Origin of the sequence: Dongia sp. (assembly GCF_041905885.1) — a bacterium.
Lineage (GTDB): Bacteria > Pseudomonadota > Alphaproteobacteria > Dongiales > Dongiaceae > Dongia.
Genome location: NZ_JAYRKD010000027.1, coordinates 1 through 18,320, shown reverse-complemented (window position 1 = coordinate 18,320; position 18,320 = coordinate 1). Strand labels below are relative to the sequence as shown.

Annotated in this window: 11 protein-coding genes; 9 read left to right on the top strand and 2 right to left on the bottom strand. The window is 66.1% G+C overall.

Annotation, left to right across the window (positions count from 1 at the left end; translation table 11 throughout):
• Window positions 1-22 precede the first annotated feature (22 nt).
• Genes ACH2CY_RS22115 through ACH2CY_RS22090 form a run of 6 tightly spaced genes read left to right on the top strand, consistent with a single transcriptional unit; the run spans window position 23 to window position 7,221 of the window.
• Complete coding sequence (locus tag ACH2CY_RS22115) at window positions 23-1,552, top strand: sugar ABC transporter ATP-binding protein (RefSeq protein WP_395021774.1); 1,530 nt, start codon at window positions 23-25, stop codon at window positions 1,550-1,552.
• A complete protein-coding gene (locus ACH2CY_RS22110) occupies window positions 1,549-3,609 on the top strand; it encodes an ABC transporter permease (protein ID WP_395021773.1) in 2,061 nt (686 codons plus the stop codon). The genes ACH2CY_RS22115 and ACH2CY_RS22110 overlap by 4 nt, the downstream gene beginning before the upstream one ends.
• A 12-nt stretch (window positions 3,610-3,621) precedes the next feature.
• Window positions 3,622-4,422, top strand: coding sequence for an SDR family oxidoreductase (locus ACH2CY_RS22105; protein WP_395021772.1), 801 nt, complete (start codon window positions 3,622-3,624; stop codon window positions 4,420-4,422).
• Between the two features lie 16 nt (window positions 4,423-4,438).
• On the top strand, window positions 4,439-5,386 hold the full coding sequence (locus tag ACH2CY_RS22100; RefSeq protein WP_395021770.1) for a 3-hydroxyacyl-CoA dehydrogenase: 948 nt from the start codon (window positions 4,439-4,441) through the stop codon (window positions 5,384-5,386).
• A gap of 11 nt (window positions 5,387-5,397) precedes the next feature.
• Window positions 5,398-6,330, top strand: coding sequence for a 3-keto-5-aminohexanoate cleavage protein (locus ACH2CY_RS22095; protein ID WP_395021769.1), 933 nt, complete (start codon window positions 5,398-5,400; stop codon window positions 6,328-6,330).
• A gap of 12 nt (window positions 6,331-6,342) precedes the next feature.
• A complete protein-coding gene (locus tag ACH2CY_RS22090; RefSeq protein WP_395021767.1) occupies window positions 6,343-7,221 on the top strand; it encodes an SMP-30/gluconolactonase/LRE family protein in 879 nt (292 codons plus the stop codon).
• Between the two features lie 6 nt (window positions 7,222-7,227).
• Here ACH2CY_RS22090 and ACH2CY_RS22085 read toward each other — a convergent pair whose 3' ends face one another.
• Together ACH2CY_RS22085 and ACH2CY_RS22080 are read right to left on the bottom strand one after the other, a co-directional pair.
• A complete protein-coding gene (locus tag ACH2CY_RS22085) occupies window positions 7,228-8,883 on the bottom strand; it encodes a response regulator (protein WP_395021766.1) in 1,656 nt (551 codons plus the stop codon).
• A gap of 12 nt (window positions 8,884-8,895) precedes the next feature.
• Window positions 8,896-15,198: a HAMP domain-containing protein gene (locus tag ACH2CY_RS22080; protein ID WP_395021764.1), complete on the bottom strand. Its 6,303-nt coding sequence runs from the start codon at window positions 15,196-15,198 to the stop codon at window positions 8,896-8,898.
• 457 nt (window positions 15,199-15,655) lie between these two features.
• Here ACH2CY_RS22080 and ACH2CY_RS22075 point away from each other — a divergent pair, with 457 nt between their 5' ends.
• The 3 genes from ACH2CY_RS22075 to ACH2CY_RS22065 all read left to right on the top strand — a co-directional run.
• A complete protein-coding gene (locus tag ACH2CY_RS22075; protein WP_395021763.1) occupies window positions 15,656-16,663 on the top strand; it encodes a hypothetical protein in 1,008 nt (335 codons plus the stop codon).
• Between the two features lie 143 nt (window positions 16,664-16,806).
• Complete coding sequence (locus ACH2CY_RS22070) at window positions 16,807-17,895, top strand: trypsin-like peptidase domain-containing protein (RefSeq protein WP_395021761.1); 1,089 nt, start codon at window positions 16,807-16,809, stop codon at window positions 17,893-17,895.
• 2 nt (window positions 17,896-17,897) lie between these two features.
• Window positions 17,898-18,320, top strand: a 423-nt coding sequence (locus ACH2CY_RS22065; RefSeq protein ID WP_395021759.1) for a hypothetical protein, incomplete at its 3' end; no start/stop codon positions are given.

Sequence of the window (18,320 nt, the reverse complement as noted above, 5' to 3'; positions counted from 1 at the left end):
CCAACAACGCAAACGCGCAAGCATGACCGCCGTTGCCATCGCAGCCGACCACGTTCGCAAGGCCTTCGGGGCCACGGTCGCGGTCGATGACGTTTCCTTCGAAGTGGCGGAAGCCAGCGTCCATGCGCTGCTCGGCGAGAACGGCGCCGGCAAATCGACCATCGTCAAACTGCTGAGCGGCCTGATGACCCCCGACCAGGGCGGCTTCCAGGTGCTCGGCCAGGCCGTCTCGCTGAAAAGCCCCCGCGCCGCGCATCGCTGCGGCATCCAGACCGCGTTCCAGGAAATGACCCTGGTGCGCGACCTGACCGTGCTCGAGAACGTGCTGCTGCCTTACGCGCCGATGAATCCGCTGGGCCTGGTCCGGCGCCGCGCCGCGCAGGATGCGGTCGCCGCGCATTTCGCCGGTCTTGGGCTCGAGAGCATCGATCTCAACGATGAAGTCGGACCGCTCGACCTCGCCATCAAGCAGAAGATCGAGATCGCCCGGGCGCTCTATCGCCAGCCGAAGATCCTGCTGCTGGACGAGCCGACCTCGTCGCTTTCCGGCAGCGACGTCGATTGGCTGGGCGCGGTGATCGCGCGGGAGAAGGCGCGCGGCGTCACCGTGATCTTCATCTCGCATCGCCTCAAAGAGGTGCGCGACTTCTGCGATTCGCTGACCGTCTTGCGCAACGGCCAGCATATCGCGACGGCCAAGGTCGCCGACCTCGACGACGAGGAAGTCATCCGCATGATCGTCGGCCGCTCGATCGGCCAGGCCTTTCCGGAGAAGCCGGCGAAGACCCATCAATCCGGCGCCGAGGTGCTGCGGGCGGAGAAGCTCGCGACCTCCGGCAAGCTCGCCGATGCCTCCTTCGCGCTCCATAAGGGCGAGATCCTCGGCATTGCCGGTCTGCAGGGCATGGGCCAGCTCGAGCTGTTCCGCGCCTGCTTCGGCGCCGCGGAGCTTACCGCCGGCCAGATCGCGGTCGATGGCAAGCCGGTCACCATCGCCAGCCCGACCGACGCGGTCCGCGCCAATATCGGCATCAGCCTGGTGCCCGAGGACCGCAAGACCGAGGCGCTGTTCCTGAAGCTCTCCGGCACCGAGAACACGTCGATCCCGGTGATCGAGCGCTTCGCCAATTTCGGCTTCATCGACACGAAGGCGGAGCGCGACGCCGTCTCCGGCGTGTTCCAGCGTGTCGATGTGCAAGAGCGCGCGCTCTGGACCCGCGCCGGCGCCTTCTCCGGCGGCAACCAGCAGAAGATCGCCATCGCCAAATGGCTTTTGGCTGAAAGCAGGGTGCTGCTGCTCTACGACCCGACCCGCGGCATCGACGTCGGCACCAAGCACGAGCTCTATCGCCTGATGCGCCAGTACGTGGAGGCGGGCGGTTCGATCCTGCTCTATTCGACCGAGATTCCGGAATTGGTGCATCTCGCCGACCGGGTGCTGGTGCTCTACCAGGGCCGCATCGCCCGCGAAGTCTCCGGCGCCGAGCTCAACGAGGATTCGATCATGCGCGCGGCGCTCGGCCACGGCGACAATGCGGGGCGCGCGGCATGACCAGCCTCTCCGCCACCGGCACCCCGCAGCGGCAGCGCAACTTCCGTCTTGGCCGCTACCAGGGCGTCCTGGTGGCGCTCGGCGTGTTCATCGTCCTGCTGCTCATCAACGACTGGATGAGCGCTGGGCCGATGAGCTATTTCGAGGTGAGCTCGCTCTCGACCGGTGGCGCGCCGCTGGCGATCGCCGCGACGGGGCAGACTCTCGTCATCCTGACCGGCGGCTTCGACCTCTCGGCCGGCGCGGTCATCTCGCTGGTCAATGTGGTGGTCGCCACCAACATGCCGGACACGCCCGGCGGCATCCTGCTCTGGTCGCTGCTCGGCATCGGCGTCGGCATGGCGACCGGCGCCTTCAACGGCTTCTTCATCGCCTTCTTCCGCCTGCAGCCGATCGTGGTCACGCTCTCGACCATGTTCATCGTGCAGGGCCTGACGCTCCTCGTGCTCGACAAGCCGGGCGGCATGGTGCCGATGGGCCTCAGCAACGCGCTGGCGCTCGATGCGGTACCGGAGCTCATCCCGATGGCGCTGGTGCTGCTCGGCATCATGGTGCTGCTCTGGCTCTGGCTGAAGAGCACGCGCTTGGGGACCGCGATCTACGCGATCGGCAGTGACCTGGAAGCGGCACGGGCGCGCGGCATCTCCACGCGTCTGGTGCAGTTCATCGTCTATGTGCTGGCCGGCGGCTGCTACGGCTTTGCCGGCGTCTTCGTCAGCGCGCAGACCGGCGCCGGCGATCCGCTGGTCGGCAATTCCATGCTGCTGCAGATCTTCGGCGCCGTCGTCGTCGGCGGCACGCGGCTGGGCGGCGGCCGGGGCGGGGTCGTGGGCTCGATTATCGGCGCCTATATCCTGATGATCATCGTCAACATCCTGCTGGTGCTGAACGTCTCGGCCTATTACTCGACCGTGGTCGAGGGCTGCATCTTGATCCTCGCCGTGCTGGCCGGGGCCATCAGCCGCGACTCCCGCGCCGCCAAGCATCTCAGGGCCGGCTACGTCCGCTTCCAGGCCTGGCGCAAGGGCATGCTGCCGCGCCAGGTGAATCGTGCCGCGCAGCGGCTGGTGCTGCCGGGCATCGAGGCCAAGCCCAACAAGACGCCGCAACCCTCTTTCCTGGTCCGCAATGCCGAGGCAATCCGCTATGCGCTGCCGGCCTATGTCTGCTTCCTGATCGTGCTGGTGGTGACCGAGCTGACCGTCGGTCGCGCGCTCGGCAATTGGGGCTACTACAACTCGATCCTGGTGCTCTCTTCCTTCCTGCTGATTCTCGCCTTGGGGCAGGGGACGGTGATCCTGACCGGCGGCCTCGATCTTTCGGTGCCCTGGACCATCGCACTTTCCGGCATCCTGCTCGCTGGGATCGTCAACGGGCAGAATGGGCCGCTGGTCTATGCCTTGCCGCTGGTGCTGGCGATCGGCTGCCTGGTGGGCCTGGCCAACGGCATCGGCATCGCAATCTTCGGCATTTCGCCGATCGTGATGACCTTGGCGATGAACGGCATCCTGCAGGGCCTCGCCTTGCTCTATTCGCAGGGCACACCGGCCGGCTTCTCGGCGCCGCTGATGCGCTGGTTCATGACCGACAAGGCCGGCGTGGTGACGCCGGTCGTCGTCTTCATCATCCTCTTCGTCATCGCCGCGGTGCTGCTGCACCGGCGCACACCCTTCGGCCGAAGAGTCTATGGCCTCGGCAACGGCGAGAAGGTCGCCGCACTCTCCGGCATCAATGTCGACCGCACCATCCTGGCGGTCTATGCGCTTTCCGGCTTCTGCGCGGCGCTGGTCGGCTGCATGCTGACCGGCTTCTCCGGCCAGGCCAGTCTCGGCATGGGCGATGAATACATGCTGCCCTCGATCGCGGTCGTGGTGGTCGGTGGCACGCTCATCACCGGCGGGCGCGGCTCCTATCTCGGCATGGTCGGCGGCGTGCTGCTGCTGACCGCGCTGCAGACCTTGCTCGCCGGCACCACCCTGCCTTATGCCACCCGCGTCATCATCTTCGGCCTGGTGGTCCTCGCCGCGGTGATCGCGCTTCGGGAAAAGAACCACTAGGGAGTTAGAGGTATGGCGCAACTCGCCGGGAAGAACTGGGTCAACGGGCTGAAGCCGGGCCTGCGGGTGGTGATCTCCGCCGGCGCTTCGGGGATCGGCCGCGCCATCAGCGACATGCTGATCCTGCACGGCGCCAAGCTGCACATCTGCGACGTCGCCGAGAATTTCCTGGCGGATTTCAAGAAAACCCATGCCGGCCATGGCGTCACCAAGGCCGACGTCTCGAAAGAAGCCGATGTCGAGCGCTTCTTCAAGGAGGCCAAGGCGTCGCTCGGCGGGATCGATGCCCTCATCAACAATGCCGGCATCGCCGGGCCGACCGGCGGCGTCGATGAAATCACGCCGGAAGACTGGCGGCGCTGCATCGACATCGACCTGACCGGCCAGTTCCTCTGCGCGCGTCTGGCGGTGCCGGAGATCAAGGCGGCGGGCGGCGGCGCCATCGTCAACATGTCCTCGGCCGCGGGCAAGCACGGCTATGCCTTCCGCACGCCCTATGCCGCGGCGAAGTTCGGCGTGATCGGATTCACCCAGAGCCTCGCCAAGGAGCTCGGGCCCTCGAACATCCGGGTCAACGCGATCCTGCCCGGCATCGTCGAAGGGCCGCGGATCGAAGGCGTGATCGGCGCCCGGGCCGAGCAGCTCGGCATCTCCTACAAGGAGATGGAGAAGGAATATCTCTCGCGAACGTCGCTGCGCCGCATGGTCTCGCCGCACGACGTCGCCGCGATGGTGCTGTTTCTGCTGTCGCCGATGGGCGAGAATATCTCCGGTCAGTCACTCGGCGTCGACGGCAACGTCGAGACGCTCTAAGGGAAGAAGTGAAATCATGGCGAAGATTGCCATCATCGGCAGCGGCTTGATCGGGCGGGCCTGGGCCATCAGCTTTGCCCGCGCCAAGCATGAGATTCGACTCTACGACCAGGTGGCCGGCGCCGCGGAAAAGGCGATCGCCTTCGCGCGCGAGATGGCGGCACCGCTGGAATCAGAGGGCCTGCTCGAGGGCCAGACCGCCGACCAGCTGGTGGCGCGGATCAAGCCCGCCGCGAGCCTCAAGGAGGCGCTCGACGGCGTCGTGCATGTGCAGGAGAACACGCCTGAAGACGTCGCGGTGAAGCAGAAGGTCTTCGCCGAGCTGGACGCCATCGCGGCGCCGGAGACTGTGCTCTCCAGCTCGACCTCGGCGATCCTGCCCTCGAAATTCACCGAGCACCTGAAGGGCCGCGCCCGCTGCCTGGTCATGCACCCGATCAACCCGCCCTATCTCATTCCCGCGGTGGAGATCGTGCCGGCGCCCTGGACCGATCCCGCCGCCATGGAGAAGACCCGGCAGCTGGCCGTGGCTTCCGGCCAGGCGCCGATCATGATGAAGCGCGAGCTCGACGGCTTTGTCATGAACCGCATGCAGGGCGCGCTGCTTGAAGAGGCCTTCCGCCTGGTCGCGGATGGCTATGCGTCGGTGGAGGATGTCGATGTCGGCATTCGGGAAGGTCTCGCCTTGCGCTGGTCCTTCATGGGCCCGTTCGAGACCATCGACCTGAACGCACCGGGCGGGGTCAAGGATTACTGCGAGCGCTACCAGCAGATCTATTCGAGGCTCTTCCCATCGATGCAACGCCGGGTCGATTGGGCCGGCGAAGTGATGCAAACGGTCGAGAAGGAACGCCGCGCGAAATTGCCGGCCGCCGACCTCTTGAAGCGCCACCAATGGCGCGACCGCCGCCTGATGGCGCTCACGGCGCACAAGCGCAAGGCCGCCAAGGAAATCGGATCGTAAGGACAAGCAACATGGCCACGAAACGCAAAGTCATCATCACCTGCGCCGTTACCGGCGCCATCCACACGCCGTCGATGTCGCAATATCTTCCGGTGACGCCGAGCGAGATTGCCGATGCGGCGATCGGGGCGGCGGAGGCGGGGGCGGCGATCGTGCATCTCCATGCCCGCGACCCGAAGACCGGCAAGCCGGACCAGACGCCGGAGGCCTTCGAGCCATTTCTGAAGGTGATCAAACAGCGCTCGAACGCCGTGGTGAACCTGACCTCCGGGGGTGCCCCCTGGATGAAGATCGAGGAGCGCATCCAGCCTTCGATCCGCTTCAAGCCCGAGGTCGCCTCGCTCAACATGGGCTCGATGAACTTCGGCTTGTTCCCGATGCTGAACCGCTTCAAGGAGTTCAAGCATCCCTGGGAGAAGGAGCATCTCGAGAACTCGGTCGATCTCATCTTCCGCAACACCTTCAAGGACATCGAATACGCGCTCCGGACCTTGAGCGACAGCGGCATCCGCTTCGAGTTCGAATGCTACGACGTCGGCCATCTCTACAACCTGCACCATTTCCTGGAGCGCGGGCTGGTGAAGCCGCCGCTCTTCGTGCAGACCGTGTTCGGCATCCTCGGCGGCATCGGCCCGCATCCGGAGGACGTCATCCACATGAAGCGCACCGCCGACCGCCTGTTCGGCGACAAGTATCAATGGTCGGTGCTGGGCGCCGGGCGCAACCAGATGCCGATCATCTCGATGGCGCTGGCCATGGGCGGGAACGTCCGTGTCGGCCTCGAGGACTCGCTCTGGGGCGGCCCCGGTCGGCTGGCGCAATCCAACGCCGAGCAGGTGACGCTGGCGCGCAAGATGATCGAAGGTCTCGGCATGGAAGTGGCGACGCCCGACGAAGCGCGCGAGATTTTGAGTCTGAAGGGTGCGGACAAGGTCGCTTTCTAGGGGAGAAGAACGATGCGGATCGAAGTGCTGGTCGATGTGAAGACCATCCTGGGCGAAGGCCCGCTCTGGGACGTCGAGCAGCAGCGCCTCTATTGGATCGACAGCTTCGGCTGCAACGTCTTCCGCTGCACGGTCGATGGCCGCGAGATCCGCGCCTGGGACGTGCCGGCGAAGATCGGCTCCATGGCCTTGCGCAAGGACGGCAACGGTGCGATCTGCTCGCTGGCCAACGGATTCCACCTGCTCGACTTCAAGACCGGCGAATCCACGCTGATCCACGACCCCGAGCCGGACCTCAAGACCACCCGCATCAACGACGGCAAGGTCGATCGCCGCGGCCGTTTCATTTCCGGCTCCATGGACACGATGGAGGCGGGGCCGAACGGCTCGCTCTACCGGGTCGATCCGGATTTCAAGGTCACCAAGATCGACAGCGGGATTATCGTCTCCAACGGCCCCTGCTTCAGCCCGGACGACAAGACCTTCTACTTCGCGGATTCCTGGTCGGGCGAGATCTGGGCCTATGACTATGACATCAAGACCGGCAACGTCTCCAACCGGCGCACCTTCACCAAGATCGACACCTCGACCGGCGGTGCCGCCGACGGCTCGACGGTCGACGCCGAGGGTTGCCTCTGGAACGCGCAGGTCTATGACGGCAAGCTGAAGCGCTACACGCCGGACGGCAAGGTGGAGCGGGTCATCGACATGCCGGTGAAGAAGGTGACCAGCGTGATGTTCGGTGGCCCCAATCTCGACATCCTGTTCGTGACCTCGATGGCGAAACCGCCGCTGCCGCGCTTCCCCGGCGACGGCGTGCTCCGCGGCAGTCTGTTCGCGATCTACGATCTCGGCATCAAGGGCGTGCCGGAGCCGCGCTTCGGCGCCTGATCCGGCTTACGACGCCGCCCGCTGCTGCGGCTCCACCGTCGCCAGTGCCTGCGCCAGCTCGTCCGGGCCATAGGGCTTGGAGAGCCGCGGCAGGTCCTGCGCGTAGGAGCCGGGCAGATCTGCGAAGCCGGTCGCGAGAATGATCGGCATCCCCGGGATGAGCTTGTGGATCTGCTCCGCGAGCTGGCCCCCGGTCATGCCGGGCATGGCATGATCGGTGATCACCACATCGATTGGGCGGCCGGAGCGGACGACTTCCAGCGCCTCGGCACCGGACGGCACCCACATTGCGGCATGGCCGAGATCCTCGACCATGGTCGCGGTGACATGGCCGACCAGGGCCTCGTCATCGACCACCAGCACCATGAACTGGTCGCGCGACGGCGCCGCGTCGACCGCCGGTGCCGCCGCCATGATCGCCGTTGCCGCGGCGGCGACCGGGAACCAGAGATTGACCGTGGTGCCTTCGCCAGGCGCGCTGCTGATATGAATGGCGCCGCCGGACTGCACCGCCATGCCCTGCACGGTCGAGAGGCCGAGGCCGGTGCCCTTGCCGCGCTCCTTGGTGGTGTAGAAGGGCTCGGTGCAGCGCTTCAAGGTCGCCTCGTCCATGCCGGCGCCGTCGTCGATCACCGAGACCTGCACATAACGTCCGTTCTGCAAGGCGACCATCGCGTTGCTCATATCGGCATTGCGCGCCGCGATCGAGATCCGCCCGCCTTCCGGCATCGCGTCCCGGGCATTGAGGGTGAGGTTGAGCAAGGCAAGCTCGAGCTGGTTGGGATCGACCTCGATGAGGTCGAGGTCATCGGAGAGATGGAGGTCGATGGCGATGGTCGGCCCCACGGAGCGGCGCAGCATCTCGGTCAGGCCGTCAATCAGCGAGCCGAGGTGGATCGCTTCCGGATGCAGCTCCTGGCGCCGCGCGAAGGCGAGCAGGCGCTTGGTCAGCGCCGCGCCGCGCTCGGCGCTCTCCTGGGCGGCCTTCACCATGCGCTTCGACTTCGGATCGTCCGGGATGCGCTTGCCGATATATTGCAGGCAGCCGAGGATGCCCATCAGCAGGTTGTTGAAGTCGTGGGCGAGCCCGCCGGTCAGCTGGCCGAGGCTCTCCATCTTCTGCATCTCATGGACCTGGGCCAGCGCCACCTCGCGCTCCCGGGTCCGTTCCTCGACCCGTTTCTCGAGCTGCTGGTTGATCTCGGCCAAAGCCGCCGTGCGCTCCTCGACCCGGCGCTCGAGCTCTGCATTCATGCCTTCGAGCGCGCGGGTCTTGCGGTGGAGATCGATGAAGATCCGCACCCGCGCCCGCAGGAGATCGGGGACGATCGGCACCGGCATGTAATCGACCGCGCCGTGCTCGTAGCCCTTGAGGAGATCGAGCTCGGTCACCGAGACGGCGGAGACGAACATCAGCGCCGTCTTGGCGAAACGCGGATGCTCGCGAATCATCTGCGCCAGCTCGAAACCGTCGAGATCCGGCATGACGACATCGATCAGGATCAGCGCGACATCCTGCTTCAACAGGATCTCCAAGGCCTCCCGGCCGGACTGCGCCTTGATCAGATTCTCGCCGAGCTCGCTGAGGATCGCCTCATAGCTCAGCAGCTTGGCCGGCTGGTCATCGACCAGCAGGATGTTGACGGGTTCCACCGGATTCATGACCGGCCTCCCCTAGCGGTGCAGCCACATGCGCAGCGCCGAGAGGAGCTGCTCGGTGTTGACCGGCTTCGCGAGATAGTCCGAGGCGCCGGCTTCCAGGCATTTCTCCCGGTCGCCTTTCATCGCCTTGGCGGTCAGCGCGATGATCGGCAGGCGCCGGAATTCGGCCTTGCTCCGAATCGCCTGCATGGTCTGATAGCCGTCCATTTCCGGCATCATGATATCCATCAGCACCAAGGCTACCTCGTCGGAGGTTTCCAGAGTCTGAATCGCCTCCTTGCCGGTGGTGGCCGTCAGCACCTTCATGCCGCGCCGCTCGAGCACGCTCGAGAGGGTGAAGATGTTGCGGGCGTCGTCATCGACCAGCAGCACGGTGCGCCCGATCAGATCCTCGTCGGAGGAGTAGAGCCGTTCCAGCATCCGCTGCTTCTCCGCGGGCAGATCGGTCACCACACGGTGCAGGAACAGGGCCGTCTCGTCCAGCAGGCGTTCGGGCGATTCCACACCTTTCACCACGACGCTGCGGGCCATGGTGTGGAGTTGCGCGTCCTCCTCGGCCGTCAGCTCGCGGCCGGTGAAGATCACCACCGGGACATCGGCCAGCGTGTCCTCGTTGGAGATCTTGGAGAGGAGGTCGAAGCCGGAGACGTCGGGCAGGCGGAGATCCAGCACCACGCAGTCGAACTTGTCGCCGTGCAACGCCTCCATGGCCGCGGCGCCGCTATCGACCGCCATGATGTCGATGTCGTCGTAGCCGAGGAGCTCGCTGATGCCGAAGCGCTCGGCGGCGTTGTCCTCGATGATCAGGAGCTTGCGCCGCCGGGCGCGGCTGAACTCGGTGATACGTTCAAGCGCCTTCTCCAACCCTTCCGTGCTCGATGGCTTGGTGATGAAGCTGAAGGCGCCGCGGGCGAGGCCGTGCTGGCGATCGTCCTCCAGGGTCACGATCTGCACCGGGATATGCCGGGTCAGCGGATCCTGCTTCAACTGGCTCAACACCGACCAGCCCAGCATGTCGGGCAGGAAGATGTCGAGCGAGACCGCGCTCGGCTGATACTCGCGCGCGAGCGCCAGGGCCTCAGCGCCTTTATGCGCGATCAGCACCTTGAGATCATGCTGGTGCGCCATGTCGGCGACCATGCGGGCGAAGGTCGGATCGTCCTCGACCACCAGCAGGATGCGGTCGCCGGGCTCCAGCACGGTGCGGTCGTCCGGCACCCGCTCCTCCGGCAGGCTGCCGAGCTTGTGGCTGATCACCTCGATCGGCGCATTGCGCCGCGCCCGGTTCTCCGGCTGCGGCTGCTCGATCGGGCCGACATAATTCAGCGGCAGGTAGAGCGTGAAGGTGCTGCCCTGGCCGGGCAGCGATTTCAGCTGGATCTCGCCGCCCAAGAGGCTGGAAAGCTCGCGGGAAATCGCGAGGCCGAGACCGGTGCCGCCGAATTTGCGGCTGGTCGAGGCGTCGGCCTGCTGGAAGGCCTCGAAGATGATCTTCTGCTTCTCCAGCGGGATGCCGACACCGGTATCGGTGACCTCGAAGGCGACCACGGCCGGCGCGCGGCTCAAGGTCGGGTGATCCGCCGACCATCCGGCGCTCACCTTGCTGATCGAGAGCTTGACGCCGCCGCGCTCGGTGAACTTGAAGGCGTTGGAGAGCAGGTTCTTCAACACCTGCTGCAAGCGCTTGGCATCGGTGATCATGCTGCGATCGAGCGTCGGGTCGAGATGCGCGTCGAAGGTGAGCTTGCGATTCTCGGCGGTGTGGCGGAACGGCCGCACCACGGAATCGAAGATGTTGCTGAACAGCACCTCGCCCGCTTCCACCGAGACCGTGCCGGACTCGATCTTGGAGAGATCGAGGATGTCGGTGATCAGGTTGAGGAGGTCGGTGCCGGCGCCGTGGATGGTGCGGGCGAACTCGACCTGCTTCGGCGTGAGGTTGGTGTCCGGGTTCTCGGCCAGCTGCTGGCCGAGAATCAGGATGTTGTTCAATGGGGTGCGGAGCTCGTGGCTCATATTGGCCAGGAATTCCGACTTGTATTTCGAGGTCAGCGCCAGCTCGGCGGCCTTTTCTTCCACCGCCCGCCGCGCCTGTTCGATTTCGCGGTTCTTTCGCTCGACCTCGACGTTGCGTTCTGCGAGCTGCTGGGCCTTCAATTCCAGCTGCTCGTTGGTCTGGGTCAACTCGCGCTGCTGGGTGGTCAACTCGCCGGCGAGCTGCTGCGACTGCACCAGCAGGCCTTCGGTCTGCATGGTGGCTTCGATCGAGTTCAAGACGATGCCGATCGAGGCGGTCAGCTGGTCGAGGAAGGAGATCTGCAGCTCGGTGAAGTCGTTGACTGAGGCCAGCTCGATGACGGCTTTCACCTGGCCCTCGAACAGCACCGGGAGGACGATGTCGTTCTTCGGCACGGCGCGGAACAGGCCGGAGCCGATCGGCACCACATTGTCCGGCATCTCGGTGATCAGGATACGGTTGGCGTCGGCCGCGCATTGCCCGATCAGGCCCTCGCCCACGGTAAGCCGCTGCGGATGGCCGTCCAGCCCCTGGTCGGAATAGACCGAGAGGCGCCGCAGGCTGTCGGTGTTCTCGACCAGGTAGATCACGCCGTTCTGCGCGCCGACCAGCGGCGCCAGTTCGGAGAGCAGCATGCGGCCGACGGCGGAGAGATCGCGCTGGCCCTGCAGCATGTTGGTGAAGCGGGCGAGGTTGGTCTTCAGCCAGTCCTGCTCGGTGTTGCGCTCGGTGGTCAAGCGCAGGTTGCCGATCATGGTGTTGATGTTGTCCTTGAGCTCGGCGACCTCGCCGCGGGCATCGACCTGGATCGACCGGGTCAAGTCGCCCTTGGTAACGGCGGTCGCCACCTCGGCGATGGCGCGCACCTGGTTGGTGAGGTTCGCGGCCAGCAGGTTCACGTTGCCGGTCAGGTCCTTCCAGGTGCCGGCGGCGCCCGGCACGTTGGCCTGGCCGCCCAGGCGCCCTTCGACGCCGACCTCGCGGGCGACCGAGGTCACCTGCTCGGCGAAAGTCGCCAAGGTGTCGGTCATGTTGTTGATGGTCTCGGCCAGCGCCGCGACTTCGCCCTTCGACTTCACGGTCAGGTTCTGCTTCAGGTCGCCGTCGGCGACCGCGGTGACGACCTTCACGATGCCGCGAACCTGCTCGGTCAGGTTCGCCGCCATGACGTTGACGGTGTCGGTCAGGTCCTTCCAGGTACCGGCGACGCCGGGCACCTGCGCCTGGCCGCCGAGCTTGCCTTCGGTGCCGACCTCGCGCGCGACGCGGGTGACTTCCGAGGCGAAGGCGTTGAGCTGATCGACCATGGTGTTGATGGTGTTCTTCAGCTCGAGGATTTCGCCGCGCACGTCCACGGTGATCTTGCGCGAGAGATCGCCGCGGGCCACGGCGGTGGTCACCTCGGCGATATTGCGGACCTGGGTGGTGAGGTTCGCCGCCAGCAGGTTCACGGTATCGGTCAAGTCCTTCCAGGTGCCGCCGACGCCGGGCACCACCGCCTGCACGCCGAGCCGGCCTTCCGTCGCCACTTCACGGGCGACGCGGGTGACTTCGGCCGCGAAGGAGCGCAGCTGCTCGACCATGGTGTTCAGCGTTTCCTTGAGGAGCAGGATCTCGCCGCGCACGTCCACGGTGATCTTCTTCGACAAGTCGCCGTTGGCGATGGCGGTCGCGACCTCGGCGATGTTGCGGACCTGGCCGGTCAGGTTCGAGGCCATGAAGTTGACGTTGTCGGTCAGATCCTTCCAGGTGCCGGCGACGCCGGGCACGGCGGCCTGGCCGCCGAGCTTGCCCTCGGTGCCGACCTCGCGCGCCACGCGGGTCACTTCCGAAGCGAACCCGTTCAGCTGATCGACCATGGTGTTGATGGTGTTCTTCAGCTCGAGGATTTCGCCTTTCACGTCCACGGTGATCTTGCGCGAGAGGTCACCACGCGCAACGGCGGTGGTGACTTCGGCGATGTTGCGGACCTGGGCCGTCAGATTGCCCGCCATCGAGTTGACGTTGTCGGTCAGATCCTTCCAGGTACCGGCGACGCCCGGCACCTGCGCCTGGCCGCCGAGACGCCCTTCGGTGCCGACTTCGCGCGCCACGCGGGTGACTTCCGAGGCGAAGCCGTTCAGCTGATCCACCATGGTGTTCAGCGTTTCCTTGAGCTGCAGAATCTCGCCGCGCACGTTAACGGTGATCTTGCGCGACAAGTCGCCGTTCGCGATGGCTGTGGCCACTTCGGCGATGTTGCGCACCTGGCCGGTCAAATTGCCGGCCATCGAGTTCACGGAATCGGTCAAGTCCTTCCAGGTGCCGCCGACGCCCAGCACCTGTGCCTGGCCGCCCAAGCGGCCCTCGGTGCCGACCTCGCGGGCGACGCGGGTGACTTCGCCGGCGAAGGCGTTGAGCTGGTCGACCATGGTGTTGATGGTCTCTTTCAGCTGCAGGATTTCGCCGGAGACGTTGACCGTAATCTTTTTCGACAAGTCGCCTTCGGCGACGGCGGTCGCGACTTCGGCGATGTTGCGGACCTGCGCCGTGAGGTTCGAGGCCATTGAGTTCACGGAGTCGGTCAAGTGTTTCCAGGTGCCGGCGACGCCCTTCACCTCGGCCTGGCCGCCGAGCTTGCCTTCGGTGCCGACCTCGCGGGCGACGCGGGTGACTTCGCCCGCGAAGGCGTTGAGCTGGTCGACCATGGTGTTGATCGTGTCCTTCAGCTCCAGGATTTCGCCGCGCACGTTGACGGTGATCTTGCGCGACAAGTCGCCGTTGGCGATGGCTGTGGCCACTTCGGCGATGTTGCGCACCTGGCCGGTCAGGTTGCCGGCCATCGAGTTCACGGAGTCGGTCAAATCCTTCCAGGTACCGGCGACGCCCGGCACCTGCGCCTGGCCACCGAGCCGGCCGTCGGTGCCGACCTCGCGCGCGACGCGGGTGACTTCGCCGGCGAAGGCGTTGAGCTGATCGACCATGGTGTTGATGGTCTCTTTCAGCTGCAGGATTTCGCCCGAGACGCTGACGGTGATCTTCTTCGACAAGTCGCCGCCGGCGATCGCGGTCGCGACCTCGGCGATGTTGCGCACCTGGCCGGTCAGGTTGCCGGCCATCGAGTTCACGTTGTCGGTCAAATCCTTCCAGGTGCCGGCGACGCCCGGCACCTGCGCCTGGCCGCCGAGGCGGCCCTCGGTGCCGACTTCGCGGGCGACGCGGGTCACTTCCGAGGCGAAGCCGTTCAGCTGGTCCACCATGGTGTTGATGGTGTCCTTGAGTTCCAGGATTTCGCCGCGCACATCGACGGTGATCTTGCGCGAGAGGTCGCCGCGCGCCACGGCCGTGGTCACCTCGGCGATGTTGCGGACCTGGTCGGTCAGGTTGCCGCACATCGCGTTCACGGAATCGGTCAGATCCTTCCAAGTGCCGGCGACGCCCGGCACCAGCGCCTGGCCGCCGAGCTTGCCGTCGGTGCCGACCTCGCGGGCGACGCGGGTCACTTCCGAGGCGAAGGAGCGGAGCTGATCGACCATCGTGTTGATGGCCTCTTTCAGCTGCAGGATCTCGCCGCGCACGTCGACGGTGATCTTCTTCGACAAGTCGCCGTTGGCGACGGCGATGGTCACGTCGGCGAGGTTGCGCACCTGGGCCGTGAGGTTGTCGGCCATCGAGTTGACGGATTCGGTCAGATCCTTCCAGACGCCGGTGACTCCGCGCACCTGGGCCTGGCCGCCGAGCTTGCCTTCGGTGCCGACCTCGCGCGCCACGCGCGTCACTTCCGACGTGAAGACCGAGAGCTGCTGGATCATGGTGTTGACGATGGTCGCCGAGCGCAGGAACTCTCCCTTCAGCGGCCGGCCATCGACTTCGAGCTGCACGGTCTGCAGCAGGTCGCCCTTGGCGACCGCGGTGATGGCGCGGGTGACGGCGGTGGTCGGCCACAGGAGATCGTCGATCAGTGTGTTGACCGAGGTCTCCATCTCGCCCCAGGCGCCGTGGGTGATGCCGTATTTGACCCGCTTCGAGGTCTTGCCCTCGCGGCCGACCACCTGGCCGACCTGCTCCAGCTGCTGCGCCATGCGCTCGTTGGCCGAGACGATGTCGTTGAAGGTATCGGCGATCTTGCCGGCGAGGCCGACCTGGTCGGTCGGCAGCCGGACCGAGAAATCGCCCATCCGCATCGACTGCAAGGCCTGCAGCAGGGGCGAAAGAATCGGGTCGGATTCGGCATGGCCGTTGCCGGAATAGCGGGGCGGGGGCGGCGCCTTGCGCGACTTGGTCTCGGAACTACGCTGCTCGACTTTGGCTTGCGCCATGGAAACCCCCGAACCGGATGTGATCGGGGGCGCGATCTCCATTCAGTGCACGCGCCAACCCTTCAGTGCCAGCCCTGAAGAATTCCCGTGCCTGATCAGACGCTTCGCGCAAATTCCAAGACCCCGAGGCGATCTCCGCCACAACCGGAAACCCCGAGCGGTGCAAAGAGTTCCTTGGGCCGCGCCCTGAATCCCGAGCGCTGTTTCTCCGACATTTGAGACAAACCCCGGAAATGACGGCAAAAATCTGCATTTTATGCCTCCGCTCCTAGTCCGGCCTCTTGATTGCGGTCCGGCACCTGCGGGAAGCTTCACGGCGGGGAGCCTGGGACCGAATCCAGGCCGGGGACGACAAGCAAGAGTGCCGCGAATGACCGATTTCTCGACCGCCTTTCGACAGCGCGCGTTCCCGGACAGCCGGTTGCGGCGGTGACCTAGCGACCCGGGCTCGCCTGCCATGAGCGCCCTTGTCCTCCTCGAGAACGAACAGTTGCGCGTCGTCGTCGACCCGATGGTCGGCGGCACCATCCGCAGCGTCCAGCATCAAGAGCTCGGCTTTTCCGTGCTCGGCAAGGTGCCGTGGAAGGCAGAGACGACCCCACTCGATCCGGCGACCGTGCAGGACGATGCGCTCTGGCTCACCCGCTATTCCGGCGGCTGGCCGATCCTCTTCCCCAACGGCGGCGACGCCTGCACCTATCAAGGCGTGTTTCACGGCTTCCATGGCGAGGCCTCGGTGGCACCCTGGGACATGCAGATGGACGATCGCGCGATCGTGCTGCGCCGGCGCTTCCAGACCGTGCCGGTCACGCTCGAGCGCGAGATCACGCTCGATGGCGATCTCTTGCTGATCCGCGAGACCGCGCGCTGCACCGGTGCGGCGCCCGCGACGGTGATGTGGGGCCATCAGCCGAGCTTCGGCGCCGACCTGCTCGACGGCCCGGTGGAGATCCAGTCGAGCGCCCGCGGCTTCCTGAGCGACGAACGCTACGACGCGCCGGCCAATCCACTGCGCCCTGGCGGCAAGGGCCGCTGGCCGATGGTGCCGAGCAAGGCGAAGAACGCACTCTATGACTTGAGCCGGCCGCGCGAGCCGCTTTCGGCCATGACCTGCCTCGGCGATTTCCCGCCGAAGATCACCGGCGGTGCCTGGGTGACTTTGCGCCGCCTCGACAATGCCGTCGGCATCGCCCTCTCCTGGGACGAGAGCGTCTTTCCCTATGCCTGGCTCTGGTTCGAGCTCAACGGATTGAAGGACGCGCCTTGGAACGGGCAGACCCGGTTGATCGCGGTCGGGCCGAACACCAGTTGGCCGGCCAGCGGCCTCGCCGATGTCGAGGAGCAGGGCGGCCGCCTCCTCATCCTGGCGCCCGGCAAGGAAGTTACCGCCGAGATCCGTCTGCAGGTCTTCAAACCCGGCGGCGCCGTGCGCGGCGTCAATCCGGACGGGCGCGTGATGGGCTGACCGTCGGTGTCATCCAGCTTGCACAACTTCGCGTGAAGAACGCGCTCTAAGCCGCCGGATTCCCGCGGGTTTGGGGTTTAACAGCTTGTATTCGCTGCAACCCCTTGTTTAGCTTGGGAGAGCGGATCGAGGATCGGGCATTCATGGCGCGCGGGCGAAGGGGTTTTGGAGTCTGGGTTCTCCTGCTGGCCGTCCTGGTCCTCGGCCTGGCGGGCGTCGCGGCGTGGTGGCTGTTCTACCGCCTGCCGGAACTGACCGTGGCGGCGCCGCAACCGGTGCTTCCGGACGCCCTGATGCAGGCGCCGGCGGTCCTGCAGAACGAGATCGCCGCGCTGAAGCAAAGCAACGACCGCCTCGCCGCCGGCATCACCCAGGCCGAAGCGCTGCTGAAGCTGGACGTCTGTGATCCGAAGCGCCAGGCCGAGCTGGAAACCCTGCTGCAGAAGATCGAGTTCGGCGCGCATCTCGAAACGCCGCCGGCGATGATCCAGAACGCGAGCGTCGCGCCGAACGACGGCGCTGCGGCGCTCCGCAACGACGCCCTGGTCAAGCAGCTCAAGGAGCAGACCGTCTTCATCCTGGCGCCGACCGGCGGCGATGACGTGATGCTCGGCTCCGGCATGGTGATCGGCCCCGGCCTGGTCCTGACCAACCGGCACGTCGTCGCCGGCTCGGTCGGGCGCGACCTGGTGGTGATGGCCTCGACCCAGGCGCAGCCCTTGCTCGGCCGGGTGAAGGTTCTCTCCGCCGAGCCGATCGGCAATGCCGGCGACTATTACTCCGACGACTTCGCCCTGGTCACGGTGAACGGTCCGCTCGCAGCACCACAACTCAGCATGGCGAGCGCGGTGCAGCCCTTGGATCCCGTGATCGCTGCCGGCTTCCCGACCAATGTCATCAGCGCCGACAAGCAGTTTCAGGATCTGCAGGCCGGCCGCGCCGTCGGCATGCCGGGCGTCGTGTTGAGCCGCGGCGACGTCCGCGCGGTGGAGAATCAGGGCAGCCAGACCCCCGTGCTTGCCCATACCGCGGAGATATCCGAGGGCAACAGCGGCGGCCCGCTGGTCAATGCCTGCGGCCAGCTGGTCGGCATCAACACCTTCGGCATCCAGATTCCCGGCCAGAGCCGCAGCTCCAACTTCGCCATCGGCAACGGCGCGATCGATCGCTTCCTGAAGAGCCAGAATGTCGGCCTGCCGGTCGGCGGCAGCTGCTCGGCCGATCGGTTCTGATCATGCGCCGTCTCCGCCTCACCCGCACCACCGCCGATACGGCCGAGCCGATCCTCAACGCCGGCGCGCCGACCATTGCCTCGGCAGCGTCGATCCTGGAGCAGGTCGGCCGTTCGGTGCCGCAGCTCGCGGGCTTCCTGGCCGAGCCGGTCATCGCTGAGGACCGCAACACCATCGACTGGTACGCGACCATCTCCGGCACGGCAATTCCGCTGGTCTCGTTGCAGGGCGGCGATCGCATCGCCGCCGAGGAGCGGCTGCAGTTCCGTCTCGGCCAGCTGCGCGCGCTCGCCGCCGCCACCGGCGATCCGCGGCAGAAAGCTCTGCTCGAAGCCGCGGCCCAGTACCCGGGTGCCGACAGCGTCTATGTGGTCGGCCAGGAGCCGGTGCTCCCCCAATGGGGCAGCCGCGCGCGGCGCGGCGCC

Excerpts from the sequence above, each read along its gene's own strand:
- ACH2CY_RS22115 (WP_395021774.1), top strand. The coding sequence starts at position 23 with ATGACCGCCGTTGCCATCGCAGCCGACCACGTTCGCAAGGCCTTCGGG.
- ACH2CY_RS22110 (WP_395021773.1), top strand. The coding sequence starts at position 1,549 with ATGACCAGCCTCTCCGCCACCGGCACCCCGCAGCGGCAGCGCAACTTC.
- ACH2CY_RS22105 (WP_395021772.1), top strand. The coding sequence starts at position 3,622 with ATGGCGCAACTCGCCGGGAAGAACTGGGTCAACGGGCTGAAGCCGGGC.
- ACH2CY_RS22100 (WP_395021770.1), top strand. The coding sequence starts at position 4,439 with ATGGCGAAGATTGCCATCATCGGCAGCGGCTTGATCGGGCGGGCCTGG.
- ACH2CY_RS22095 (WP_395021769.1), top strand. The coding sequence starts at position 5,398 with ATGGCCACGAAACGCAAAGTCATCATCACCTGCGCCGTTACCGGCGCC.
- ACH2CY_RS22090 (WP_395021767.1), top strand. The coding sequence starts at position 6,343 with ATGCGGATCGAAGTGCTGGTCGATGTGAAGACCATCCTGGGCGAAGGC.
- ACH2CY_RS22085 (WP_395021766.1), bottom strand. The coding sequence starts at position 8,883 with ATGAATCCGGTGGAACCCGTCAACATCCTGCTGGTCGATGACCAGCCG.
- ACH2CY_RS22080 (WP_395021764.1), bottom strand. The coding sequence starts at position 15,198 with ATGGCGCAAGCCAAAGTCGAGCAGCGTAGTTCCGAGACCAAGTCGCGC.
- ACH2CY_RS22075 (WP_395021763.1), top strand. The coding sequence starts at position 15,656 with ATGAGCGCCCTTGTCCTCCTCGAGAACGAACAGTTGCGCGTCGTCGTC.
- ACH2CY_RS22070 (WP_395021761.1), top strand. The coding sequence starts at position 16,807 with ATGGCGCGCGGGCGAAGGGGTTTTGGAGTCTGGGTTCTCCTGCTGGCC.